The sequence below is a fragment of the Neobacillus sp. YIM B06451 genome (genome assembly GCF_032667185.1).
Classification (GTDB): Bacteria; Bacillota; Bacilli; order Bacillales; family Cytobacillaceae; genus Bacillus_D.
The window spans coordinates 199,527-222,994 of the sequence record NZ_JAVFKJ010000001.1; the positions used below are offsets into that span (position 1 = coordinate 199,527).

The window sequence follows — 23,468 nt, forward strand, 5'->3', positions numbered from 1 at the left end:
ACTTAAATGTCTGGATCGGGCTTCATTTTTATCATAAGGGTTTAGCGATTAGATTATTGGCGAACTGCTGATTGCGGGCGGACCAAAATTTGTCCTTCTTCCAAAACGGCTTCAATCTCTACAACATCCGAATTGTCAAGAATCTGGTCTGCGATTTGATCTTCAAGCTGTTCCTGGATAACTCGGCGGAGCGGACGGGCGCCGAACGCCGGATGGTAACCAAGTTCGGCCAGTTTCTCCATTGCCTCATTGTTGACAGTAAGGCTAAGCCCTTGCTCGGACAAGTTGTCCCGAAGCTCTTTTACCATCAATTCAACAATTTGGAGAAGGTCTTCTTTCTTAAGGCTGCTGAATTCTATAATGCTGTCAAACCTGTTCAGGAATTCGGGCTTGAAGAAGCTTCCGAGTGATTCAAGCAGGGTGCTTTCGGACGTAGATCCACTGTTTCCGAAGCCTACATGGATTGGCTTAACGCCGACCCCGGCGTTCGTTGTCATAATGATGACAGTGTCCTTAAAGCTTACTGTCCGCCCTTGGCTGTCTGTCAAGCGGCCGTCCTCCATAATTTGCAGGAACATATGCTGGACATCCGGGTGGGCTTTTTCAATCTCATCGAGAAGCAGGATGCTGTATGGATTGCGGCGGACTTTTTCGGTGAGCTGTCCGGCTTCCTCGTGGCCGACATAGCCTGGAGGGGAACCAATCAGTTTGGAAACACTGTGTTTTTCCATGAACTCGCTCATATCAAGCCTAATCATGGCATCCTTTGAACCGAAAAGCTCTTCAGCAAGCCTTTTTGTAAGTTCAGTTTTACCGACGCCTGTAGGGCCGGCAAACAAGAATGAGCCGATAGGGCGCTGCTTTGCTTTAAGGCCGGCGCGGCTCCGTCGGATGGCTTTCGCTACTTTGCGGACAGCTTCCTCTTGGCCAATGACCTTGCCATTTAGCGATTCCTCCAGATGTTTCAGCTTTTGCTGTTCATCCTCCTGCAGTTTGCCGACTGGAATACCGGTTTTCTTTTCAATGATTTCCTGAATGTGTTTCGCTTCCACGACCGGGCGGTTTGATTGCCCTGCATTTTCAAGCGTTTTTTCAAGTTCCGCTTCTTCATCACGCAGTTCCGCGGCTTTTTCATAATTTTCCTCTTTAAGCGCGGCTTCTTTAGCAGAAGCAATTGCCTTCAATCTTTCCTCAATGCCTTCTTTCGAGGAAACCGCAACGGCAGACAGGTTCAGTTTTGAGCCGGCTTCGTCGAGCAAGTCAATTGCCTTATCCGGGAGGAAACGATCCTGGATATAGCGGTTTGATAATTGGACACACGCCTCAATTGCCTCGTTTGAATATGTCACTTCATGGAAGTCTTCATACCTTGATTGAATTCCTTTTAAGATTTTAATTGCGGCATCGACGGAAGGCTCATGGACATGGATTGGCTGGAACCTTCGTTCAAGTGCCGCATCCTTTTCAATTTGGCGGTATTCCTTCAGGGTTGTTGCGCCGATCACCTGAAGCTCGCCGCGAGCCAGCGCCGGTTTGAGGATGTTGCTTGCATCCATGGATCCCTCTGCAGAACCAGCTCCGACCAATAGATGAATTTCATCGATAAATAGGACGATGTTTTTCTTGGATTGTAGCTCGGAAATCATTTGCTTCATCCGTTCTTCAAACTGGCCCCGAATTCCTGTGTTGGCAACCAGGGACGCTACATCAAGCAGATAAAGTTCCTTGTTCAAGAGCTTGGAGGGTACCTTTCCTTCCGTTATTTTCAACGCAAGGCCTTCTGCGATTGCCGTTTTACCAACCCCTGGTTCCCCAATGAGGACCGGGTTATTCTTGCTCCTTCGGTTTAATATTTCAATAACCCGTTCAACTTCTTCATCACGTCCGATAACGGGATCGATTAGGCCCGCTTTGGCCAATTGGGTAAGATTTCTCCCATATTGGTCAAAAAATCCGTTGCCCCCACTTTTTTTAGGCTGTTCCTTTATCGTTTCATCCATTTGGCCTGGGTAGCCCATTCCGCCGAATGGCTGCTCGTTAAATTGGTTGAAAAATGAAGATGGAAATCCGGCAGATGGCCCGAATGAGCCGGCAATTGCCTGGCGTTCTTTGCTAAAGCAGTCCTGGCAAAGCAATAAATCTTTCTTTCTGCCATTCACCATAAGTTTAAATTGTACATTTGCTTGTGATTGGTTGCATAGTTGGCAAAGCATAAATCTGCCTCCTTTTTAATAATCTATCTGAAGGTCTTTTTTGTCTTTGACTTTCTTTGACCTTTCTGGTGATAAGTATACTCTGACCAACTTTGACTTTCAATAGTTTTGCTTGTGTAATTTTTACCAAAAACGGTCATTTCCTGGTGGCACAGAATTTGATGGCATTGTTTGTCCTATTCTCCATATAGTGTTTAGGGGGAGGGGATTGGGTGAAACGGAATTGGCCAGGAGCTTTCCAAATTGCGGCCGTTTATGTTGGTACCGTGGTTGGGGCTGGTTTTGCGACAGGCAGGGAAATAGTCGAGTTTTTTTCACGATATGGGTTGATTGGATTTTTTGGAATATTGATTAGCGGCTATCTTCTTATCTCAATGGGTGCGAAATTGATGAGGGCGGCTGCTAGGGCGAATGTCGATACGTATCAGGGGTTTAACGAATTTTTATTTGGCCGCAGGGCTTCAAAAGCCATAAACATCCTTATGTTGCTCATGCTGCTTGGCGTAACTTCCGTCATGATGTCCGGAGCCGGGGCGGTATTCGAGGAACAGCTTGGCGCTTCAAGGAATTTCGGTGTCCTTTTAACGATTGCACTCTCCATTATTGTTATGGTTTTCGGGACAAAAGCGCTGTTCGCGGTCAACACGTTCATTGTACCTGCCATGATTTTGTTCAGCCTGATGCTCATGTCTTTATCGGTTACGATGCCGGGATTTACCGAAGCCTTCCTTCAGGTGGGAGATTTAAGCGGAAGCTGGAAGGGAGCCATCTCTCCGTTTTTATATATTGCTTTCAATCTGGGATTGTCACAGGCTGTCCTTGTCCCAATCGCGTTCGAGGTAAAGGATGATTGGACAATCAAATGGGGAGGGATTCTCGGGGGTTCCGCGCTTACTCTTATTCTCATTTCAAGCCACCTAACACTTGTCATGCTCCCAAACCTTGATACCTATGACATCCCAATGGCGGAAGTGATGAGAAATGTGGCTGGAGGACTTCATTGGGTGTTTATAGCAGTTGTTTACGCGGAAATTTTCACATCAGTCATTGGAAATATTTATGGGCTCGAACGCCAAATTAGAAAATATGTGCCGCTTCATACCATAACGATAACGACTGGAATATTTGCTGTTTCGTATGCCGCAAGCCTTGTCCATTACGGAACGCTTCTTTCCTTACTATATCCGCTGTTCGGTTATGTCAGCCTTCTTTTTCTTATCCTTTTGTGGGTAAAGCCATTGCCAGGTATGAAATAAGGCCGCCGGAAACCGGCGGCCTTTGTTGTATGTCTAGGAATTTTAAAATGGAACCTTGTAGATAACTTGAAATAAGTTAATGTAATCCCGCTCAGCTCGCCGTAAAGTTACAGGGAAGCAATTCAAGCAGCTGCTTCCGTCTATTCCCGTGAATCGCTAAACGGGCATCTTCCCTTTTCGCATTAGTACAGGGGAGCCAAAATAAATAGCAATAGGTCAAAAACGAGGTGGGATACGATAACGAGCGGAATGCTCCGTTTCCAGGCGAATAATAAGCCCCAGATAATCCCTGAAATAAATGCCGCGAAAACGAGGATCATTTCAGTGGAATAAATATGGACGGAAGCATACATGGCAGCTGAGACAACAATGCTCCAAAATGCTGAAAAGTGCCTGAGGAGCCTTTTTTGAATAAATCCTCTCCAAAATAACTCTTCTCCGGGGACAGCAATTAAAACAAGGGCAATATAGTGCCAAAATTGCTCTGGCGCGAACCACTTGTACAGCCTTCCGATGTTGTCTCCAAGAGGGAAATTGAAATAATGGATCATCGCATTCCCAAAATAAAAGAGCCCATACAAAAGAAGTCCCGACAGTATGCCAGCTGTAATATACCGGATAAAAGATATTCTGTCGTCCACGTCCTCAAGCAGGATTGTCCATATTGTTAAGACCAGCAGGCAGGCAGGGAATATATACCAAAAAATTTTTTTATCCTGAAAAGTGAAATAAAGTAAAAGATGGGCTAGCAAAAAGCCTCCAACTAAGCGGTAATCAATTTTTTCCGATACCATTGAAACGTCTGTCTCCTTTCGTGCATTAAGACCTATTGTAACAAATAGAAGGAATCAAAAAAAGTCCGTGGATTTTTTACAAGTGAAGTCCTATTGTGAAAGGCCGCCAACCCACTTTAGGCAGGAAAAAAAGAGGGGAAAGAATTGCCGTTGGGCGGAAGGAATAGATGTGGCATTTGGCCGAAAAGCTTCCCGAAAAAAAAGCAGCGGGGCTCCGGGCTCCGCTGCTTTTTGATATTGTATTAGTTGGCTGTTTCTTTAATAATCTTATAGTTTTTATGATTAATAACTGTCCGTTGGTCCAATTCAAGATCACGGTAATTGTCCATATAAGTCAGGTCTACGATAACAGAGTTTTCATTTACTTTTTCTACGATTCCCTGCAGCCCGCCACGGAATTCAATGACGTTCCCTACTTCTGCTCTCTTCAACTGTCTCTCTCCTTTTTCATCCCTAATTTTTAATAGACTATTTCCAATTGATGCTTTTTAAATCGGAATAGCTTTTTATCTCACTATTGGGCAGATTTTATTAACAGTTTGCACTAATTTTATGAAAACGTAAAGGCTTTCTTTCCTAAAATTTTCTACCTAGTAACTATTTTCTAAAAAGTTCAGGGGCTGGACAGCCAAAATCGGCTCATTTATGATTTGGAATAAAGGAGCATTCCTATTAAATTGTTGCAAGCAGGTGGTGAATCAGAATGGACGAGAAAGGGATCCATGAAATACTCGATAGGCTAAAAAGCGGAGAACTTGCCGAATATTACGTTACGAATGAAGATTTCCTTGAATTTCGAAAGATACTCGTTAACAGGGAGGATTTCAAGCACTTTCGCGGAATAGCCCAGCGTGGCGGAAATGTTATATATGAATATTTACCGGAACCGAGAAGCTAAAATGGTCAAGATTTTTTGTAAAAATTTTACGAATATATTGTGAATTTTTTCCTGTAGGTGTACAATAAACCCATTAACCTATGCGGAGTGAGGGTGAAAGACCAATGCCATCCCATGAAAAGCTGCTGTATAGAATAGAAAACAAGCGGAAAGAAATGATTTTGGCGGCCGCCATGACTGGGATAGCAAGCACCCATACCCTTACTATTAGCCGGGAACTGGATGATTTGCTAAACCTGCATAATAAGGCGATCGTTGTTGGTTTTCCCTGCTCACTGGCTTTGAAAAATTGAATCGGCCGAGGGCGTCCAGTTTTACTGCTGGACGCCTGTTTTTTCCGATAAGCAACAGTTGGGAGGTATGTGGAATGCGATTTGCAGGGAGAACAATCATTGTAACCGGGGCAGGAAATGGGATTGGATTGGGCATAGCAAGGGAGTTTGCCGTCCAGGGCGCGAATGTAGTGATGGCCGATATTGACAGCCCAAGCGGAAGGGAAGCCGCTGAAAGCCTCAAGGAAGTGAACTTTAATGCGGTCTTCCTCGAGACGGATGTCCGGAGTGAAGAAAGCGTTTCCGGTCTATTCGAAGAAACTGTTTCGCGGTTCGGGCAAATTGATGTTGTCGTGAATAATGCAGGCATTTCAACCTTCCATGATTTCTTTGAAATGCAGGCAAGCCAATGGGATAAGATACTGAATACAAACCTCCGCAGCGTGTTCTTTTGCTCTCAGGCTGCTGCCAGGATCATGAAGGAGACTGGGGGTACCATCATCAACATCGCTTCGACCAGGGCATTTATGTCTGAGCCAAATACTGAAGCATACGCGGCTTCAAAAGGCGGCATCGTTGCCTTGACGCATGCATTGGCACGGACACTTGGGCCTTATGGAATTACAGTGAACTGTATCAGCCCAGGCTGGATTGAAACTGCCAACTACGATTTGCTTACGGAACGCGATCATAGCCAGCATGTAAGCGGCAGGGTCGGAAAGCCAGAGGATATTGCAAGGGCTTGCCTTTTCCTAGCCGATCCCCGGAATAATTTCATAACTGGAGAAAATATCATCATAGATGGCGGCATGACGAAGAAGATGGTGTATGAAGAGTAGACGTTTATAAAAAAAGAAAATTATAGGAGTGGGAAAATGGGAGTTTTAGAGGTTGGTAACAAGCTAAAGAAAGAAATAGGGGTCCATCTGGTCGGAAAGGATCAGGAAATCGAGCTAATGTTCATTTCTCTGCTGTTCAATGGCCATGTTCTTTTAGAAAGTGTTCCTGGAACGGGCAAGACGATGCTTGCAAAAAAGTTTTCCGAGGCGGTTGGAGGAAGTTTTTCACGGATTCAATTTACCCCGGATGTTCTCCCTGGGGATATTACCGGGATCCAGTTTTTCAATCCGAAGAAACAGGAGTTTGAGTTGCTGCACGGGCCAATCTTCGCAAATATTGTCCTGGCTGACGAAATAAACCGCGCAACGCCAAGGACTCAGTCGAGCCTTCTTGAGGCGATGGAGGAAATGCAGGTAACAATTGATGGGCATACCCTGCCTCTAGAATGGCCTTTCATGGTTATCGCCACTCAGAATCCGGTCGAATCCCAGCAGGGAACCTTCCCCCTTCCAGTGGCGCAAATGGACCGTTTTTTCATTAAATTAAATGCCGATTACCCTGAGTTTAATGAAGAAAAAGAAATATTGAAGATTCACCGTTTTGGCATTATTGCCTCCAGGATTGAGGAGGTTCTCGGTAAGAACGAGCTGCAGGAACTGTCAAACGCGGCAAAAAAAGTGCAAATAAATGATGAAGTTGAGACGTATATTCTTGAACTTGCGAGGAAAACGAGGGAACATTCGCTAATCGAGCTTGGGGTCAGCCCGAGGGGGACGCTTGCCTTGATGAAGGCTGCACAGGGAAAGGCTTTCCTGGCTGGCAGGAATTATGTCGTGCCGGATGATGTTAAAGCAGTTGCCCCATTTGTATTGGGACACCGCATTTATTTATCAACAGAAGGCTCCCTTACAAAAAGCCCGGAGGCAATTATTTCGGAAATCATGGAAAGTGTGCCTGTCCCGGTTGAAGCGGGGGCTAGCTAATGTCGTGGGGGAAGCATTCATTTTCAGAAGGGAAAATCGTCCCCATCCAGTTCGCGGCGGTTTTTCTAGTCCTGCTATCACTTTACCTTGATTCAAATTTATTATTCTTTGCCGGTGTCATATCCTTTGTATTGATATCCCTCAATCTTTTGTATGAAAAAAAAGTGGGGGAAGGCCTTGAAGTATTGATGGAGAGGAGAAGGGACCGGTATTTCATCAACGAACAAGGCAAATGGGAAATGGTGTTCACAAATGGAGGCTGGCCGATTTTAAATGCGGAAGCAAGAGTTTTCTTCGACCAGGCAGTCGAGCCACCAGGCGCTGATGAAAATGATAAGAAATGGCTTCATGAAGTTTCCTTTCATTTATCAGTCAATAAGGGGGAGTCAAAGAAGTTCGAACTCCCATTTTTGAGCAAACAAAGAGGATTGGCGAAAATCAGAAAGATTGAACTTCAAATACCGAACCTGTTCGGATTCGGGAAAGTCAATCTCGAATACCGGTTTGCGCTTCCACAGGAAGTAATCGTTTATCCAGACAGGCTCGAAGTAGTGAATAAAATGGATTTGGTTTCATTGAAGCCAGGATCCGAGTTTACTCCATTTTCCCTTTACGAGGATACGCTTTCTCCCGCCGGAACAAGGGACTACACTTATTCGGACGGTTTTCACAGAATTCACTGGAAAGCGAGTGCCAGGACTGGGAAGCTCCAAACTAAACTGTATGACCAGGTTTCGGAAAAAGGGATCGTTATTTGCATAAACCTCGCGGATGGCTATTCTGTTCCCGGAAACCTTGAAGAAATACTTGAAAGTGCCGCCGATCTTGCTTATTTTGCTTATTCGAAACAAATCCCGGTATCACTTTGCATGAATATGAGGAATGCTGGCGAAGTACCATTCGTTTACCTTCCGCCGGGAAATGGAAGGGAGCAGCTGCAGAAAATATATGAAATGCTAGCGCTTGCAAATTCTTTTGCTCCCTTTCCGTATGACAAGATGCTCTCCTATATGGACAGGAACCTCCATATGCTTCCCTGCCTAATCCATGCGGGTGAAATGCCGGGATTTACAGCAGCAAAGCTGGATGAATTTAAGAATAGGGGCATAAGGCTACTGGTTTTAAAAACGATTCAGGATAAAGCGGAGCTTTCCCAGTTTTCACCTTCTGTGGAAGGGAGGCGGTCATCTTGATGAAAAGAGTCTATTTGTTTGTAATAGAATTGCTTTTCACCGCCATGCTCGTATTTCCATATTTTTGGCCAAGGGAACAAGGGTGGCAGGTGTTTTCGGCCCTTTCCCTTTTCCTAATCGTCTTTATCATTTATACATGGCTCTTGGACCGATTTGGGCAGACGGTGAAGATTTTATTTTTGGCCCTATTCTTACCAGCGCTATATGCAGCCGGGACTTATTATTCCGGCCTGCACCCGGTTCCCGTGGCGGCCGCGATTGCCTTTCTATTCTGGAGGTGCAATGCCCTTGCAGGGAGAAAAAATGAGGACCATGATTTGTTGCTTGCGACCTTTTCAGCCATGGCTGCATTTCCGGCAATGATCGGGGCTTATACAAAAAACGAAACGATTTTCTTTATTACAATCATTTTGGTGGTCGTACAGGTTTTGGTGGTGCTTTCAGGCCGATTCCTTTTAAATCTTGCGAAGATTGAAGGGAATCGAAAGGATAAGGTGGGCTACCTTGCGTTTTTTGGGAAACTCGTCAGCCCCATTGTTTTGGCGGGCAGCATTATCGCACTCGCCATGGATTACATCCAATCCGCGTTCTTTTTGGTCATGAAAGGAGTGGCTTGGATTTTCATAATCATAGCATCACCTATACTTATGTGGTCTGAATCAGTGAATTTGTGGACGGATCCAGACGCTGCCAATCAGATCGAGGTAATTGAAAGGCCGGGCGTGGCTAAAGTCATGCGCGAACAAGCAATGCAAAAAAATACTGAAATGGTGCTAATGGTGCTTGCAGTGCTCGCATTAATCGGGCTATTCATCTATCTGTATAAAAAGAGGAACAGCACCCATTTTGAAAACACAAAAGCAACTTCTGCGGGCCTCACTCGAATATTGAATCCAGCTGGTGGGACTCTGAAAAAGAAGAAGCCTGCCGCTCCGAATAATCCGCTCCGGCGGGAGGTTTTCAACCTGGAATATTTCGCGGTCAAAAACGGATTCGGGCGATTCGAGGCGGAAACGATCGGGGAATGGTTGAGCCGGATAGGGATGCCGTCCGACAAAAGACTGATTGGAGTATACGAGGATGTCCGTTATGGAGACATCAAGATTGATCCGTCGGAACTTGAATTTGCACGTGATGAACTTAAGGGAATAAAGGAACAAATTAAGCAGAAACGGAAGGAACAAAAGAAGCGGAAGGGCAAGTAACAAATTTTCATTTCTATTAGATAGCCTCCTTGTTAAAAGACCTGCATGGCAGGAAATAGGACAGCACTGATTTATTCAAAAACATGCCGTGAGTTATTTTTGCATTTAATGTAATGGATAGGTTGTCCTATTTTACCTTTTGAAAAAGGAAGGCGATATATGATTAGAAAAGTTTATTTGTTTTTAATTGAATTGCTTTTCGGGGTCCTTCTAGTTTTTCCGTATTTATGGCCAAACGATAGACTGTGGTATGTTTTTCCAGCGCTTTTTGTATTGGTTATTTTTTTCACCGTTTATCTTTTGCTTCTTGGCAGGTGGGGAGAAAAGGCGAAAATGTTGTTTTTGATCTTTTTTCTTCCTGCTCTACTTTTGATTGGAATGTTTACCGGCTTCCACCCTTTTTCGGTGATTAGTGCGGGAGCCTTCCTTTTCTGGAGAGGGAATTCCCTCGAAGGTGGAAGGGAGGAAGACCATGATTTATGGGTCGCTTCCTTTTGGGGTCTGGCGGTTGTTCCAGGATTAATATTTTCGCACTTCAAAAATGAATCGTTATTTCACATGACGATTATTTTAGTAATTTTACAGTTTATGGGCGTACTCTTAGGGCGGTTGTTGCTGAACCTGTACAATTTTAAAGGAAATTTTAGAGAGAAAGCAGGTTTTGTCACTTTTTTATCAAAAAAAGTCACCCTGCTTGTCTTGTTTTCAATTAGCATCGCACTTGCATTGGATTATTTCAAATTGGTATTCTTTTTTGTATTACAAGGAATCGTTTGGGTCTACGGCATTATCACGGCGCCAATTCTTTTCTTAGCCTTCAAGATAGTTTCTTTATTGTTTGATTCGAATAGGATGCCAAAAGAAACCGAATTTATGAAGTGGCAGCAGCAATTACAACGGTTTGACAATGAGGGTACCTATTATTTCACAGGAATCTTTCTGATGGTGCTGACTGGGTTGGCTCTTTTAGTGATTTTCATCTACCTTTATTATAAAGGGAACAGGATTGTTTTAGATGGAAAAACCAGTAATGCCATTGAACAGTCGCTAGTTGCCCATTTAGGTGGGCGAATAGTAAAAAGGAGGAAGCCTGCCGCTCCGAATAATCCGCTCCGGCGGGAGGTTTTCAACCTGGAATATTTCGCGTTCAAAAACGGTTTCGGGCGATTCGAGGCGGAAACGATCGGAGAATGGTTGAGCCGGATAGGGATGCCGTCCGACAAAAGACTGATCGGAGTATACGAGGATGTCCGTTATGGAGACATCAAGATTGATCCGTCGGAACTTGAATTTGCACGCCATCAACTTAAGGGAATAAGAGAACAAATTAAGCAGAAACGCAAGGAACAAAAGAAGAAGCCAAAAGGGTAGTTTCTTTGGCGGTAGCTATTTGTAATGTATGCGAGGCAGGTTTCCTGTATTTTACCTGTAAAGGGTAAAATACCGGCAGCCTGCCTGTTTATTTGACTATAATATAAATATTGGTTAAGTTAAAAAGGTTAGGGGCGGTTTTTGGTTGCCGGGCATTATAGCCCGTATAAACGGCGGTCGTCCTCGCAACAGACCATTAATATAAAATTGAAGGAGATTGATCAAGTATGGCGGAAAAACAGTTTACGGTTACTGCAGACACAGGAATCCACGCTCGGCCGGCAACACTTCTTGTTCAAACAGCCAGCAGGTTCGATTCCGAAATCAACCTTGAATATAAAGGGAAAAAAGTGAACCTGAAGTCCATTATGGGCGTTATGTCCTTGGGAATCGGCCAGGGCTCGGCGATTTCCATTTCAGCTGAGGGCGGAGATGCCGAGGAAGCTCTTCGCACACTTGAAGAAACATTGAAAAAAGAAGGCTTGGCTGAATAATGGCATTTTTACAGGGGATTGCCGCTTCGAATGGAATCGCCATTGCCAAAGCATACAGGTTAATTGAGCCCGACTTATCTTTCAGCAGGGAATCAATCGATAATCCCGATGCGGAAATAGAGAAGTTCAGGGCTGCGGTTGAGCAATCGAAGGCTGAATTGGCCCAGATTCGCGATAAAGCGCGGGTAGACCTGGGCGAGGACAAAGCTGCCATTTTTGAAGCCCATCTTCTCGTCCTTTCCGACCCTGAGCTTATTTCTCCAATTGAGGACAGGATTTCGGGTGAAAAGGTCAATGCCGAAACGGCCTTGAATGAAACTGCAGGCATGTTCATTTCCATGTTTGAAGACATGGATAATGAATACATGAAGGAAAGAGCCGCGGATATCCGCGATGTTACAAAACGAGTGCTTGCCAGGATGCTTGGCGTCCAGCTTCCGAACCCTTCCATGATCGCCGAAGAAGTTATCATCGTTGCGGAAGACTTGACTCCATCAGATACTGCACAACTAAATCGGCAATTTGTGAAAGGCTTTACAACGGATATTGGTGGAAGGACATCCCACTCGGCTATTATGGCCCGTTCAATGGAAATCCCGGCAGTTGTAGGCACTAGGACTTCGACTGAGGAAATCCGGAACGGGGATTTGGTTATTGTCGATGGCCTTAAAGGTGAAGTCCATATCAACCCTACTCCGGAATTGGTACAGGCTTACGAGCAGGTAAAAGCCGATTATGAAGCCCAAAAGGCAGATTGGGCAAAATTGATTAATGAAAAGACTGTGACCGCTGACGGCCATGAAGTTGAGATTGGCGCCAATATCGGTACTCCGAAGGATTTAAAAGGCGCCCTTGAAAACGGGGCGGAAGCGATTGGCCTCTTCCGGACTGAATTCCTTTACATGGGTAGGGAACAGATGCCGACGGAAGATGAGCAATTTGAAGCGTATAAAGCCGTCCTCGAAGGAATGGAAGGAAAGCCGGTCGTGGTCAGGACCCTTGATATCGGTGGAGATAAGGAACTTCCTTATTTAAACCTTCCGAAAGAGATGAATCCATTCCTTGGATACAGGGCGATCCGGCTTTGCCTTGACCAGGATGGAATTTTCCGTACCCAGCTAAGGGCCCTTCTGCGCGCAAGCTCTTATGGGAATTTGAAAATCATGTTCCCGATGATTGCAACGCTTGATGAATTCAGGAAAGCAAAAGAGATTTTGGAAGAGGAAAAGTCAAAGCTTACGGAAGAAGGGGTTACAGTTTCTGATCGTATTGAGGTCGGAATTATGGTTGAAATTCCATCGACTGCCATTTTGGCTGACCAATTCGCAAAGGAAGTCGACTTTTTCAGTATTGGAACAAACGATTTGATCCAATACACCATGGCCGCGGACCGTATGAATGAAAGGGTTTCCTATTTGTATCAGCCGTATAACCCCGCAATTCTCAGGCTTGTTAAAATGGTGATTGATGCCGCCCACGCAGAAGGGAAATGGGCTGGCATGTGCGGCGAAATGGCGGGCGATGTAACGGCAATCCCTCTTCTGGTCGGACTAGGGCTGGATGAGTTTTCAATGAGCGCCTCGTCCATCCTTCGAGCAAGGTCTCTTATGAAAAAGCTTAGCAAATCAGATATGGAAGAGTTGGCCCAAAAAGCGCTTTCCATGGGTACGGTTGAAGAAGTTATTCAATCTGTAAAAAATGAAATAGATTTGTAATGTTAATGTAATATTTAAAAGGTTTTAGGGACAGGTTTACGGGTAATATACTACCAAGCAACTAGTATGATTTAGTGTAAGCTAATCATTCTCATTTTCCCCCTTTTTGCCGGCTGCAAATGCAGCCGGATTTTTTTTTTTTGAATCTGGAATAAAGTGGTTGGCTTGGAAACTCCTTTTTGGCCACCCCAGGTTTATATGCTTGGTCATTAGGGAAATTTTTTAAAGACTGAACATAACCAGGGAGGGAAATTTTGATGGACAGGAAAAAAATGCTTATGACTACGGTTGCACTTGGTGCGGCTTATCTAATGAGGAACAAAGAATCGCGTGAAAAACTGATGAATCAAATGCAATCCCTTGGAGGTCCAAAAAAGAAGAATAGAACAAATGTGGAACATGTGGAATAGAACGGGAGCCCCTGCTTGTCAGGGGCTTTTGTCTTTCTAAAACCTTTCAATAATTTTCCTGCAAGCGTTTATTCCGCCTGCCTTTTGGCTAAGGTTATTGTAAACGATTGGTAAGTATAGGAAGGGGTTGGAAAGGATATGCGAACCGTTTTTTATCTAATACTTATGCTCTCAGTATCAGGTTGCGGGCTTTTTATGGACCAGGATATCATCGTCAGCAAGTATGCGGAAGCAACTTTAACGAAAAACAATGAACTTCAATTTAAATTCAAAATCAACGAAGACTATTTAAATGGCGAGGATATGTTCAAGGTTAAGGTGAATATCCATGATGAAAAGCTAGCTGAAGCGCTCGGTACGGAGGAAATTATTTATGGGGAGGAAGAGGTGGTGAATGGAGAGTACATTGAAGTAAAAAAGAATGGCGGAAATTATATTCTTATGGCTCCACTTCCTTTGAACATTGATTTACATATAGCCGAGCTTGAAAAAATGATCGCCGAGGGGAATGCCGTTTCGATTGAAGTGTTCAATGGCAAGGAGGTCTTCGGCCGCGGTTATCTATCCAATTTTTCCACCGAGTTATAGGATTAAACGGCCTTATATAGGGCATAATGGAAATGTGCATAATTGGAGATTGGCACATTGCCCCGGGTGTTTCCCCCGGGGTTTTTCTTTTGTTATAAAACACCTTTACAAAAAAGCAGCGTGCTAAAATAGAAGGGAGAGACAAGGAAAGGGTTGATTCAATGTTAACTACAGAAACGGCTTCAATTGCATTTATCGGAATAGGAGTAATGGGAAAAAGCATGGCACGCCACTTGTTGAGTGAGGGTTACACTCTCACTCTCTACACTAGGACTAGGGAAAAAGCCGAAAGTCTCCTTGCAAAAGGAGCAAAATGGGCGGATACTCCAGGTGATGCGGCCCGTAATGCCAAGGTTGTTTTTACAATGGTGGGGTATCCGCATGATGTGGAAGAAGTTTACATGGGGAACGATGGCCTTTTTGCACATGCACGGGAAGGGACCTATTTTGTCGATATGACAACGTCCACACCTTTACTAGCGAAAAAGATTTATGAAGAGGCGAAAAAGCGGGGAATGCATGCATTGGACGCACCTGTGTCCGGAGGTGATATTGGGGCGAGGGAAGCCCGTCTTGCCATTATGGTGGGCGGGGATATGCATGCGTTTGAGGACGTCAGGCCGCTCCTTGAAAAAATGGGGACGAATATTGTTTACCAGGGAGAGGCAGGTGCCGGGCAGCATACAAAAATGTGTAACCAAATCGCCATTGCTTCGAATATGATTGGGGTGGCCGAAGCAATGGTTTATGCGAAAAAGGCTGGCCTTGACCCTGAGAATGTTTTAAAAAGCATCTCGACAGGCGCTGCCGGTAGCTGGTCGTTATCCAATCTTGCCCCTAGGATGCTGAAAGGCGATTTTGCCCCCGGATTTTACATAAAGCATTTCATCAAGGATATGGGCATCGCACTGGAAGAGGCGGAACGAATGGGGATGGACGCACCGGGTTTAACCCTTGCGAAATCGCTTTATGATGAACTCGCAGGAAAAGGCGAAGAAAACAGCGGAACACAAGCCCTTTATAAATACTGGGAATAAGGAATGTTGAAGTTTTACTTTACCCCGCCGTTAAGGGACAGTAAGCCCCAAAGGGCAACTGCCCTTAAATGTCCGATAAGTGAACTACAGTGAAACTTGCCGCTGTGGATTTCAGCGGCGAAGTTGAACCAATCGGGTTCGTCCTGCCGATTATTCTACGCGTGAGCGGATAATTTAACGGCAGTAGAACGGGGCTAACCATCAGTGGAAAATCACCGCTGATGGAAGGTTCACTTTGCCACACTCTTAAGGGACAGTAAGCCCCAAAGGGCAACTGCCCTTAAATGTCCGATAAGTGAACTACAGTGAAACTTGCCGCTGTGGATTTCAGCGGCGAAGTTGAACCAATCGGGTTCGTACTGCCGATTATTCTACGCGTTAGCGGATAATTTAACGGCAGTAGAACGGGGCTAACCATCAGCGGAAAATCACCGCTGATGGAAGGTTCACTTTGCCCCACTCTTAAGGGACAGTAAGCCCTAAAGGGCAACTGTCCCTAAAGGTCCGATAAGTGAGCTACAGTGAAACTTGCCGCTGTGGATTTCAGCGGCGAAGTTGAACCACTCGGGTTCGTACTGCCGATTATTCTACGCGTTAGCGGATAATTTAACGGCAGTAGAACGGGGCTAACCATCAGCGGAAAATCACCGCTGATGGAAGGTTCACTTTGCCCCACTCTTAAGGGACAGTAAGCCCTTAAGGGCAACTGTCCCTAAAGGTCCGATAAGTGAGCTACAGTGAAACTTGCCGCTGTGGATTTCAGCGGCGTAGTTGAACCAATCGGGTTCGTACTGCCGATTATTATACGCGTTAGCGGATAATTTAACGGCAGTAGAACGGGGCTAACCATCAGTGGAAAATCACCGCTGATGGAAGGTTCACTTTACCTTCTAAAATCACGCTGTCCTTAATACCCTTTCTATGAAGGAGGGGATTGGGATGAATCAGTTTGAGGATATTAAAGAAAAGTTCGATGAGCTTGAGGATGGCAGGTATCTTGTGAGGATTGATGGTTTCAGCAGGGAAAAGACCGTGAACGGCGCCAGGCCCATAAAGTGGGATCTTACCCTTATGAATGAGGTGAAGGGGACTTTGCCCGTAAAATTCAGCCATATCGAGACGGATGGCGGGTTCAGGATTCTGATGGAAGAAATCCGGAGGCTTGGGTATTCGAAACCAAAGTCTCCCGAGGAGTTTGAAGCCATCCTTTCAAGCCTCAAAGGCACGTTCGCAGAAATCGGCCTTTTCACGACTGACAGAATTGAAGGATACCGGGAAGTCCGGTTCATCAGAAAAATGGGATAAGTGAAACCCCTGCCATGTTAGGCGGGGGTTTTAGAAGTTCTTCACAAAAAGAATACCCGAAGTACCAGTTGAACATTGCCGTTCGGTCGATAAATCTTCATTTAACGCCCGAAGGCCCGGCCATCCACTGCTGTTCGGTCACTAAGTCATCCTCTAGTGCCCCAATGAATTTCGGGAGGTTCCAGTTCTTCGGTCCAGCTAGCAGACTTGATTTTACCCGTTTTATATTAATAAAATTAATGTAAGTAAGCTTGAATCCTGTCCAGGCCTTCTTTCAGCATATCCATGGAATAGGCAAAGGAGAGGCGGAAATAGCCTTCCCCGAATTCCGAAAAGGCACTGCCTGGCACGACTGCCACTTTCGATTTATTAACCAAGTCAATGGCGAAATCGAATGAATTGAGCTTCGCAGCTTCAGGAAGCTTGACGAAAAAATAAAACGCGCCATCCGGCTTTACTGTTTTTAACCCCATCTCCGTAAGGCGCTTGTAAACATAGTCGCGCCGTTTCTCGTACTCGTCCCTCATTGGTAGGGCATCATTGATTCCTACAGTAAGAGCTTCGGATGCGGCTACCTGGGCAATAGAATTGGCGCACGTGACATTGTACTGGTGAACCTTCAAAATATGGTGGGAAATTTTCTCAGGAGCGAAAAGAAGGCCGATCCGCCAACCAGTCATTGAGTGGGATTTGGAAAGCCCGTTTATGACAATGGTTTGTTCCTTTAAGAACGAACCGATGGATATATGCTTCATGCCATACAATAATTCACTGTAAATTTCATCTGCCAGCACAAAAATGTCCCTGCCTCTCAGCAAATCGGCTATTTCCCGGAGCTCATCCCCGGAAAGGCTGACACCGGTCGGATTGGATGGGTAAGGAAGAACGACGCAGCAGGTTTTTTCAGTTATGTATTTCTTTATTACATCAGCAGTAAACTTGAACTCGTTGTACCGGATATCCGCAAAGACTGGAGTGGCTCCACACATGGTGATGATCGGCTCATACCCTGGGTATACCGGTCCGGGAAGGATTACTTCACAGCCCTCTTCAAGAATGGCGCGGAAAGCAATATCAATTGCTTCACTGGCACCAGTGGTCACGATGACTTCCGTTTCAGGATTATAAATCAACCCGTATTTCCGCTCTACGAATCGTGCTGCTGCCTTCCTTGTTTCAATTAGCCCGGCATTATGGGTATAAACTGTTTGGTTTTCGCTAATCGCCCGAATTGCTGCTTCCTTAACATGTTCAGGGGTTGGGAAGTCAGGCTGGCCGATGCTCAGTGAAATCATATTTTCAACACCGGAAACTAGATTAAAGAATTTCCTGATCCCTGATATTTCAATTTGCGTAACCCTCTTATTTATTAAATGTTCCACCCTCGCTAACCGCCTCTCTCCAACGATTTTATATTCTAACATGTTACAAGAAATTGGGAGGAAAATGCAATCCCCCAGCTTTCCTTTATCCGGCTACGGCAACTATTCAAAAAATTTGTAAAATTGGAAAGTAATTAATGGTATACTTATCCAAAGAACTTTCGATTTGGAAAGGCAATTTTGCAAATAGGAGATGAACCGATGGCACAAACTGGACAACCAAATCCCGCGAGTACACAAGTAGCAATGAACCGGACTGGCTGGAAGCTATACTTTACATTGCCCATCTTTTCCTGGGCCTTATATGATTTTGCCAATACCATTTTTTCCTCGAATATTAATACGATTTTCTTCCCGTTTTATATGACGGAAGCAATCGGCAACAATGAAGTGTTAAACCAGATTGCTAGCACATTCGTTTCCTATGCGAACGCAATCGCAAGCTTTTTCCTAGTTATCTTTTCCCCGCTTTATGGAGTGATGATTGACCGCACGGGGCAGAAAAAGAAATATATTGCGGTTTTCACAGTAATAGCCGCATTGTCGACAATTCTTATGGGTGTTTTCGGCGGGGCCAGCCTGGATGGTAAATGGCTTGGCATGCCAATCCCGCTCCTTATGGTTCTTATATTATTTATTGTTGCAAAGTTCTTTTACCATTCAAGCCTCGTCTTTTATGACGCGATGATATCGGATCTTGGTACGAAACAGGAGATACCTTTAATCTCCGGATTTGGCGTTGCGATTGGCTATGTCGGGACCTTGGTCGGACTGGCGGTTTACCCGTTCGTCGGGAATGACGGATTCCATGAAGCTTTTATCCCAACAGGAATCATGTTCCTGGTTTTTTCACTTCCAATTTTCTTTTTTGCGAAAGAAAAGCCGCTCACCTCGCCGAAAAAGGAATCATTCCTTTCCGGCTATAAGGAAATAGCCGCGACGTTCAGGGAAATGAAAGCGCATAAAAATATTTTTACCTTCATGGTCGCGTATTTCTTCCTGAATGATGCTCTTGCCACGACGATTGCAATGATGGCCGTTTATGCCAAAACAATCGTTGGCTTTTCAACCGGGCAATTCATTTTACTTTATCTTGTTTCGACTATTTCAAGCATTATAGGTTCGTTTATTTTCGGCTATGTGACAAAAAAGACTGGTGCCAGGCTGGCCGTATACTACGTGGGCATTTTGCTCCTGGCGGCCTTGATTATCGCTTGTTTCGCAGTCAATGGAGCGATGTTCTGGATTGCCGGAAGCATGTTCGGCGTGGCTCTTGGTTCCATGTGGGTAACGACAAGGACCTATATTGTCGACTTGACCCCTGAGGACAAACGGGGGCAATTCTTCGGGCTGTTCGCTTTTTCTGGAAAAGTTTCGTCAATCATCGGTCCGCTTTTGTACGGAAGCATCACGCTTATATTTGCCGATTATGGGAATATCGCTAGCAGGCTTGCCCTCGGATCACTCATCATCTTGACTGTAGTGGGGCTCCTTGTGCATAGGAAAATCCGGGAAGATTAAAATGTAAAGTGCATTTCCAATAGTTATAATGAAAACAGAAAAAGCCTGCAGCCGCAGGCTTTCTTTTCTGTTTGGGGAAAACTTTTTTCGAGAGGCCTAATAGCTCTCTCCAAGCCTTTTGAAAACGGGCTTTTGGTACGCCTTCTTTCCCCTGGGTGGTTGCTGGGTTTCTTTTATCCCTGTGTATTCTTTAAGAATCAGTTTCGATTGTGTGAGGGAAAGCGCCGCTTTAGGATTCCTTACCAAACCATCGAGTGATCCCAGATGGGGAAGATCGGTAAAGTCCTTTTTCTCCGGAGGAATATGGAAAGTGTAGTCTCCACATTTAACAAGGACATCGGATTGCTGCTGGCTGTTTTTTGGATGTTTCGAAAAATGCAGTCCGACTTTCCTTGCTTTCCCTTCATTGAGAAGTTTTTTTATCGCTTCATGTTTAAGAAGATAAAGGAATTTAGGGTCTGGGGCCGTCTTCGCGTGCCGATTGACAATATAGATTGCCTGGGAGAGGTTTTTAAGAGATAGTTTATGGTCGGTAAACCGGGGATTCGTACTGTCCAAGCAAAGTCTCCTTTCGTTTTTGGTGCATTTCATTCATTATAACCCGATTCCGTAAAAATTGAAATCTTTCCCTTTTCAATTATTCCTATAAGCGATGGCAGTCACGATTTTATCATTACTAGCCAGAAGACTCCTTCCTCAGCGAAGCAGGTGGGAGATGAATGGCGTCAAATGCTTTTGCTCTTTTGAAGACTAGCCAAAACAGTACATATGTTCTATAATAGAGGTATCTATTTCCAAGGAGGTGACTGTTTTGAGCCATCACAAAGCCTTCAAGTTTCGCTTGTACCCTACCAAGGCACAAGCCGACCTGATTAATCGAACCATTGGCTGTACCCGTTTTGTGTTCAACCACTTCCTTGCGCAACAAAAGAAAAAGGAAGCCTACTGGCACATGACGGAGGAAATGGTTCAAAACGGTCAGCTCCCTATGAATAACTGGAAAAGCGGCTTCTTCCAAAAGTTCACGTCCATCAAGGAGTTGCCAGAATTGAAAAAGCAGGCTCCCTTCCTAAAGGAAGTGGACAGCATTGCCCTTCAAAAAGCCGTTGAAAACCTCCATGATGCTTATGAACGCTACTACAAAAAGCAGAACAAAGCACCCCACTTCAAAAGCAAGCGCATCCCTGTCCAGGCGTACACAACCAAGCGTGTCAACGGAAACATTGCCATTGACGACAACAAAGTGAAGCTACCGAAACTTGGATGGATTCGCTTCTCCAAGAGCCGAGAGGTGGAAGGACGCATCCTGAATGCCACGATCCGCAAAGCGCCGAGCGGGAAATATTACATTTCCATTGTGGCTGAAGTGGACAGCCAACCTATGGATCCAGTCCACAAGGAAGTGGGCATTGACCTTGGCATCAAGGAGTTTGCCGCCCTGTCGGACGGGACAAAAGCCCCTAATCACCACTTTCTGGTGCGTATGGAACAACGTATCGCCAAGGAACAGCGAACCCTCTCAAGGCGCACCATCGGCTCCTCGAACTGGAGGAAGCAAAAAATCGTTGTTGCACGTCTTCACGAAAAAATCACCAACGCCAGAATGGATTTTTTGCATCAGCTCTCGACGCAAGTGGTCAAAACCCACGACCTCATTGCCATTGAGGACTTACACATTGCCAATATGGTGAAGAACAAAACCTTATCCAAACACATTAGGGATGTGGGATGGGGAGAATTCCGCAGGATGCTCACGTATAAAGCAGAGTGGTATGGCAGGAAGGTCTTGGTGGTCAGCCCTTGGTATGCATCCTCCCAACTGTGTTCTGCCTGTGGGCATCAGCATAAAGAAACAAAAAATCTGTCAGTAAGACAATGGACATGCCCAGAGTGCGGAAGCCTTCATGACCGTGACCACAATGCAAGCCAAAACCTATTAAACGAAGCCAGACGGCTTCTGACTGCATAAAAAAACCGCAGGAACTGCGGGGGTAGCCTGCTCATAAACTGCCTGTTAGGGCGGTGTTCGCAGGAATCTCCCACTTCAACGAAGTAAGTGGGAGTAGTTCAATTTGTGATTTTAGGTTTCGGACAGAAAAAGAGCATCCGGATTAGGACGCTCCAACTTTGGTTTCAACAGTTTTTTTTCTTGCTGAATAGGCAACAAGGATGCATGCGCCAAGCAAAGTTGTTGCTGTGCCTGCTAGAAGCATGACATTAGGGACGCTAATTAATTTTGCAAGCAAGGCACCTGCCGCTGGGGCAACAAGCATCGAAAACGTCTGAAGGGCGGAAGCTGCAGCCGATACCCTTGCCATCAACTGGCTTGGAGTTTCGGATTGCAGTACGTATCCATACGGGACAGATTGGCTAGCACCAAGGACTCCAAGCATGAAAGCCCCTATCATCCATCCCCAATCCGCCAGTGTAAATACTCTATGCCCTCCAAGTCCAATGCAGATAATCAGGAACCCGCTAAACAGGGCAGATCCGGACATGAACTGGACAGGAAGCGACTTCCACCGGGTCCAATTTCCCAAAAAGATCGCGCCAGCGACACTTCCAAGCCCCACGGCGCTGACTAGCAGGCCGAAGCTTTCACCGGTGAAGCCAATACTCTTTGCAATGAAGATAAAAAGGCCATCATACAAAAAGATGATGAACAATGCGGCGGCTGTAAGGATAACCGAGGTTCTAAGAACCGGAACCTTGAAGATATGCCTGATTCCCTCGGCCAGTTCCTTTTTGAAAGCGGGTTTGCCGGCCGATGCCTTGCCTTTGTGTTTAATTGCATGCCTGGATTCCGAGGCGGGCAGCATGAAAAGGAATACGGTCCCGATAACGAAGCCAGCAATTTCAAACAGGAACGGGCTTTTTACTCCCAATACCGATATGATAGCAGCACCAAGAGCAGGGCCAATGATTTTCATTGAATTTAAGGACAGCTGGCTTAGGGTCACCGCACGCGGAAGTTCCTCTTCGCTAACCGTTTCCCGTATCATCGCTTGCCTTGCGGGATCGTACAATGCCCCAGCTGTACTTTTTAATAGTAAAAACAAAAGAAGGATATAGAGGTTAGGAGAAAAAAAGAGCCCTAATACGAAAACCGCCCTCAAAAGCAGTGTCACAATCATCACGTGCTTTTTGGACATCCGTTCAACAAAAACACTAGCAAAAGGGCCAATAACAACCCATGGAAGCCCGAGGACGATGATGACTGCGGCAATGGCTTCCTCACCGAGGTTCCAATGGTAGGCAACGATGACCTGTATGGCGATAAAGTCCAGCCAATTTCCAAGGTCGGAGAAAAGCTGAGCCGTGAACAGGGACCGGAAAGCCTTGTTCCTAAGGACGCCAAACATATTATTTTTCATCTATATCCGCTCCCTCCATAGCCCGCCTTCGCCTCTTGGCTATGCCTTTAGCCATCCCGGATGGATCCTGAGGTTCGGGAAGGTTCCCTTTTTCAAGGGCGGCGATTGTTTCATCTATCCAATCGAGCTCCACTTCAAGCCGCATCCTTGCATACCGAATGGCTAGTTTTCCAATCCCGCTGACGTAGGAGGTATTGTTTTCCGGCCAAGCTTTTACAAACCGGAGGATCTCCAATGTTTTTCCACGCCGTACACGCAAATGGGAAATCAAGGCATTGTTATCCATACCTTCATGCCAGACGGCCATTTTCATAAACAGTTCATCCTTTATGACAGGGTATTCAGGGGCTTTAAGAAGCCAGCGTTCAAGTTCTGCCCAGCCGGAGCGGGTCAGTTCATAAAGGGTTTTACGCCTGCCTTTCGAATCATCTTCAAAAGCAATAATCAAGCCTTCTTCTTCCAGCTTTTTTAGCTTTGGATAAATACTCCCATAGCTCATCCCCCAGTAAAGACCCGCAGCTTCATGTTCAAATTCAGCTTTTATATCGTAGCCGGAACTCGGTTTAAAACTTAATACGGCTAGAATTGCATGCTCGGTTGACATAGAATCCCTCCAC

The 23,468-nt window shown here is 45.4% G+C and carries 23 protein-coding genes; 16 read left to right on the top strand and 7 right to left on the bottom strand.

The genetic code is table 11. From position 1 onward, the window contains the following. Positions 1-53: 53 nt before the first annotated feature. Positions 54-2,213: an ATP-dependent Clp protease ATP-binding subunit gene (locus RB160_RS00885; RefSeq protein WP_316568325.1), complete on the bottom strand. Its 2,160-nt coding sequence runs from the start codon at positions 2,211-2,213 to the stop codon at positions 54-56. A gap of 212 nt (positions 2,214-2,425) precedes the next feature. Between RB160_RS00885 and RB160_RS00890 the strand changes: the two genes are divergently transcribed. Continuing rightward, complete coding sequence (locus tag RB160_RS00890) at positions 2,426-3,469, top strand: YkvI family membrane protein (protein WP_316568326.1); 1,044 nt, start codon at positions 2,426-2,428, stop codon at positions 3,467-3,469. Positions 3,470-3,651: 182 nt separating this feature from the next. Here RB160_RS00890 and RB160_RS00895 read toward each other — a convergent pair whose 3' ends face one another. Together RB160_RS00895 and RB160_RS00900 are read right to left on the bottom strand one after the other, a co-directional pair. Continuing rightward, the gene (locus tag RB160_RS00895) at positions 3,652-4,263 is read right to left on the bottom strand and encodes a CPBP family intramembrane glutamic endopeptidase (protein ID WP_316568327.1); all 612 of its coding nucleotides are present in this window, start codon (positions 4,261-4,263) and stop codon (positions 3,652-3,654) included. A 242-nt stretch (positions 4,264-4,505) separates the two neighbouring features. Then, entirely contained in the window at positions 4,506-4,694 is a 189-nt protein-coding gene (locus RB160_RS00900) for a YkvS family protein (protein ID WP_316568328.1), read from the bottom strand. A 272-nt stretch (positions 4,695-4,966) separates the two neighbouring features. On the opposite strand from RB160_RS00900, the gene RB160_RS00905 reads away from it, so the two are divergent. The 13 genes from RB160_RS00905 (at position 4,967) to RB160_RS00965 (ending at position 16,574) form a co-directional block, all read left to right on the top strand. Continuing rightward, positions 4,967-5,161, top strand: a complete 195-nt coding sequence (locus RB160_RS00905) for a hypothetical protein (protein WP_316568329.1) — start codon at positions 4,967-4,969, stop codon at positions 5,159-5,161. A 104-nt stretch (positions 5,162-5,265) separates the two neighbouring features. After that, positions 5,266-5,454: a Spo0E family sporulation regulatory protein-aspartic acid phosphatase gene (locus RB160_RS00910; protein WP_316568330.1), complete on the top strand. Its 189-nt coding sequence runs from the start codon at positions 5,266-5,268 to the stop codon at positions 5,452-5,454. 74 nt (positions 5,455-5,528) lie between these two features. Further along, positions 5,529-6,272, top strand: coding sequence for an SDR family NAD(P)-dependent oxidoreductase (locus RB160_RS00915; RefSeq protein WP_316568331.1), 744 nt, complete (start codon positions 5,529-5,531; stop codon positions 6,270-6,272). A gap of 36 nt (positions 6,273-6,308) precedes the next feature. Next, positions 6,309-7,256 carry an AAA family ATPase gene (locus RB160_RS00920; RefSeq protein WP_316568332.1) on the top strand — a complete coding sequence of 316 codons (948 nt, stop codon included), beginning with the start codon at positions 6,309-6,311 and terminating at the stop codon, positions 7,254-7,256. After that, positions 7,256-8,449: a DUF58 domain-containing protein gene (locus RB160_RS00925; protein WP_316568333.1), complete on the top strand. Its 1,194-nt coding sequence runs from the start codon at positions 7,256-7,258 to the stop codon at positions 8,447-8,449. The genes RB160_RS00920 and RB160_RS00925 overlap by 1 nt, the downstream gene beginning before the upstream one ends. Next, complete coding sequence (locus tag RB160_RS00930; RefSeq protein WP_316568334.1) at positions 8,446-9,654, top strand: DUF4129 domain-containing protein; 1,209 nt, start codon at positions 8,446-8,448, stop codon at positions 9,652-9,654. The genes RB160_RS00925 and RB160_RS00930 overlap by 4 nt, the downstream gene beginning before the upstream one ends. A gap of 159 nt (positions 9,655-9,813) precedes the next feature. After that, positions 9,814-11,025, top strand: a complete 1,212-nt coding sequence (locus RB160_RS00935) for a DUF4129 domain-containing protein (RefSeq protein ID WP_316568335.1) — start codon at positions 9,814-9,816, stop codon at positions 11,023-11,025. A gap of 227 nt (positions 11,026-11,252) precedes the next feature. After that, positions 11,253-11,519: a phosphocarrier protein HPr gene (locus RB160_RS00940; protein ID WP_316568336.1), complete on the top strand. Its 267-nt coding sequence runs from the start codon at positions 11,253-11,255 to the stop codon at positions 11,517-11,519. Continuing rightward, on the top strand, positions 11,519-13,234 hold the full coding sequence (ptsP, locus tag RB160_RS00945; protein ID WP_316568337.1) for a phosphoenolpyruvate--protein phosphotransferase: 1,716 nt from the start codon (positions 11,519-11,521) through the stop codon (positions 13,232-13,234). Before RB160_RS00940 ends, ptsP begins: the two co-directional genes overlap by 1 nt. A gap of 257 nt (positions 13,235-13,491) precedes the next feature. After that, positions 13,492-13,644, top strand: a complete 153-nt coding sequence (locus RB160_RS00950; protein ID WP_316568338.1) for a hypothetical protein — start codon at positions 13,492-13,494, stop codon at positions 13,642-13,644. Between the two features lie 138 nt (positions 13,645-13,782). Further along, on the top strand, positions 13,783-14,232 hold the full coding sequence (locus RB160_RS00955) for a hypothetical protein (protein ID WP_316568339.1): 450 nt from the start codon (positions 13,783-13,785) through the stop codon (positions 14,230-14,232). A 161-nt stretch (positions 14,233-14,393) separates the two neighbouring features. Next, complete coding sequence (locus RB160_RS00960; RefSeq protein ID WP_316568340.1) at positions 14,394-15,269, top strand: NAD(P)-dependent oxidoreductase; 876 nt, start codon at positions 14,394-14,396, stop codon at positions 15,267-15,269. 939 nt (positions 15,270-16,208) lie between these two features. After that, positions 16,209-16,574, top strand: coding sequence for a hypothetical protein (locus tag RB160_RS00965; protein ID WP_316568341.1), 366 nt, complete (start codon positions 16,209-16,211; stop codon positions 16,572-16,574). Positions 16,575-16,810: 236 nt separating this feature from the next. Here RB160_RS00965 and RB160_RS00970 read toward each other — a convergent pair whose 3' ends face one another. Continuing rightward, complete coding sequence (locus RB160_RS00970) at positions 16,811-17,956, bottom strand: aminotransferase A (protein ID WP_316568342.1); 1,146 nt, start codon at positions 17,954-17,956, stop codon at positions 16,811-16,813. Positions 17,957-18,157: 201 nt separating this feature from the next. Here RB160_RS00970 and RB160_RS00975 point away from each other — a divergent pair, with 201 nt between their 5' ends. Next, positions 18,158-19,477 carry an MFS transporter gene (locus RB160_RS00975; protein WP_316568343.1) on the top strand — a complete coding sequence of 440 codons (1,320 nt, stop codon included), beginning with the start codon at positions 18,158-18,160 and terminating at the stop codon, positions 19,475-19,477. A gap of 96 nt (positions 19,478-19,573) precedes the next feature. Here RB160_RS00975 and RB160_RS00980 read toward each other — a convergent pair whose 3' ends face one another. Next, entirely contained in the window at positions 19,574-20,035 is a 462-nt protein-coding gene (locus RB160_RS00980; RefSeq protein WP_316568344.1) for a YkyB family protein, read from the bottom strand. A 253-nt stretch (positions 20,036-20,288) separates the two neighbouring features. Here RB160_RS00980 and tnpB point away from each other — a divergent pair, with 253 nt between their 5' ends. Continuing rightward, positions 20,289-21,446, top strand: coding sequence for an IS200/IS605 family element RNA-guided endonuclease TnpB (gene tnpB / locus RB160_RS00985; RefSeq protein WP_316568345.1), 1,158 nt, complete (start codon positions 20,289-20,291; stop codon positions 21,444-21,446). A 142-nt stretch (positions 21,447-21,588) separates the two neighbouring features. On the opposite strand, the gene RB160_RS00990 is transcribed toward tnpB, so the two are convergent. Then, positions 21,589-22,851 carry an MFS transporter gene (locus RB160_RS00990; protein ID WP_316568346.1) on the bottom strand — a complete coding sequence of 421 codons (1,263 nt, stop codon included), beginning with the start codon at positions 22,849-22,851 and terminating at the stop codon, positions 21,589-21,591. Further along, on the bottom strand, positions 22,841-23,455 hold the full coding sequence (locus tag RB160_RS00995; protein ID WP_316568347.1) for a PadR family transcriptional regulator: 615 nt from the start codon (positions 23,453-23,455) through the stop codon (positions 22,841-22,843). The genes RB160_RS00990 and RB160_RS00995 overlap by 11 nt, the downstream gene beginning before the upstream one ends. Positions 23,456-23,468: the final 13 nt, after the last annotated feature.

What these genes read in the sequence shown, in the direction of transcription:
- RB160_RS00885 (WP_316568325.1), bottom strand. Translation starts at nt 2,213, where the DNA reads ATGCTTTGCCAACTATGCAACCAATCACAAGCAAATGTACAATTTAAA.
- RB160_RS00895 (WP_316568327.1), bottom strand. Translation starts at nt 4,263, where the DNA reads ATGGTATCGGAAAAAATTGATTACCGCTTAGTTGGAGGCTTTTTGCTA.
- RB160_RS00905 (WP_316568329.1), top strand. Translation starts at nt 4,967, where the DNA reads ATGGACGAGAAAGGGATCCATGAAATACTCGATAGGCTAAAAAGCGGA.
- RB160_RS00910 (WP_316568330.1), top strand. Translation starts at nt 5,266, where the DNA reads ATGCCATCCCATGAAAAGCTGCTGTATAGAATAGAAAACAAGCGGAAA.
- RB160_RS00915 (WP_316568331.1), top strand. Translation starts at nt 5,529, where the DNA reads ATGCGATTTGCAGGGAGAACAATCATTGTAACCGGGGCAGGAAATGGG.
- RB160_RS00920 (WP_316568332.1), top strand. Translation starts at nt 6,309, where the DNA reads ATGGGAGTTTTAGAGGTTGGTAACAAGCTAAAGAAAGAAATAGGGGTC.
- RB160_RS00925 (WP_316568333.1), top strand. Translation starts at nt 7,256, where the DNA reads ATGTCGTGGGGGAAGCATTCATTTTCAGAAGGGAAAATCGTCCCCATC.
- RB160_RS00935 (WP_316568335.1), top strand. Translation starts at nt 9,814, where the DNA reads ATGATTAGAAAAGTTTATTTGTTTTTAATTGAATTGCTTTTCGGGGTC.
- RB160_RS00940 (WP_316568336.1), top strand. Translation starts at nt 11,253, where the DNA reads ATGGCGGAAAAACAGTTTACGGTTACTGCAGACACAGGAATCCACGCT.
- ptsP (WP_316568337.1), top strand. Translation starts at nt 11,519, where the DNA reads ATGGCATTTTTACAGGGGATTGCCGCTTCGAATGGAATCGCCATTGCC.
- RB160_RS00950 (WP_316568338.1), top strand. Translation starts at nt 13,492, where the DNA reads ATGGACAGGAAAAAAATGCTTATGACTACGGTTGCACTTGGTGCGGCT.
- RB160_RS00955 (WP_316568339.1), top strand. Translation starts at nt 13,783, where the DNA reads ATGCGAACCGTTTTTTATCTAATACTTATGCTCTCAGTATCAGGTTGC.
- RB160_RS00960 (WP_316568340.1), top strand. Translation starts at nt 14,394, where the DNA reads ATGTTAACTACAGAAACGGCTTCAATTGCATTTATCGGAATAGGAGTA.
- RB160_RS00965 (WP_316568341.1), top strand. Translation starts at nt 16,209, where the DNA reads ATGAATCAGTTTGAGGATATTAAAGAAAAGTTCGATGAGCTTGAGGAT.
- RB160_RS00975 (WP_316568343.1), top strand. Translation starts at nt 18,158, where the DNA reads ATGGCACAAACTGGACAACCAAATCCCGCGAGTACACAAGTAGCAATG.
- RB160_RS00990 (WP_316568346.1), bottom strand. Translation starts at nt 22,851, where the DNA reads ATGAAAAATAATATGTTTGGCGTCCTTAGGAACAAGGCTTTCCGGTCC.
- RB160_RS00995 (WP_316568347.1), bottom strand. Translation starts at nt 23,455, where the DNA reads ATGTCAACCGAGCATGCAATTCTAGCCGTATTAAGTTTTAAACCGAGT.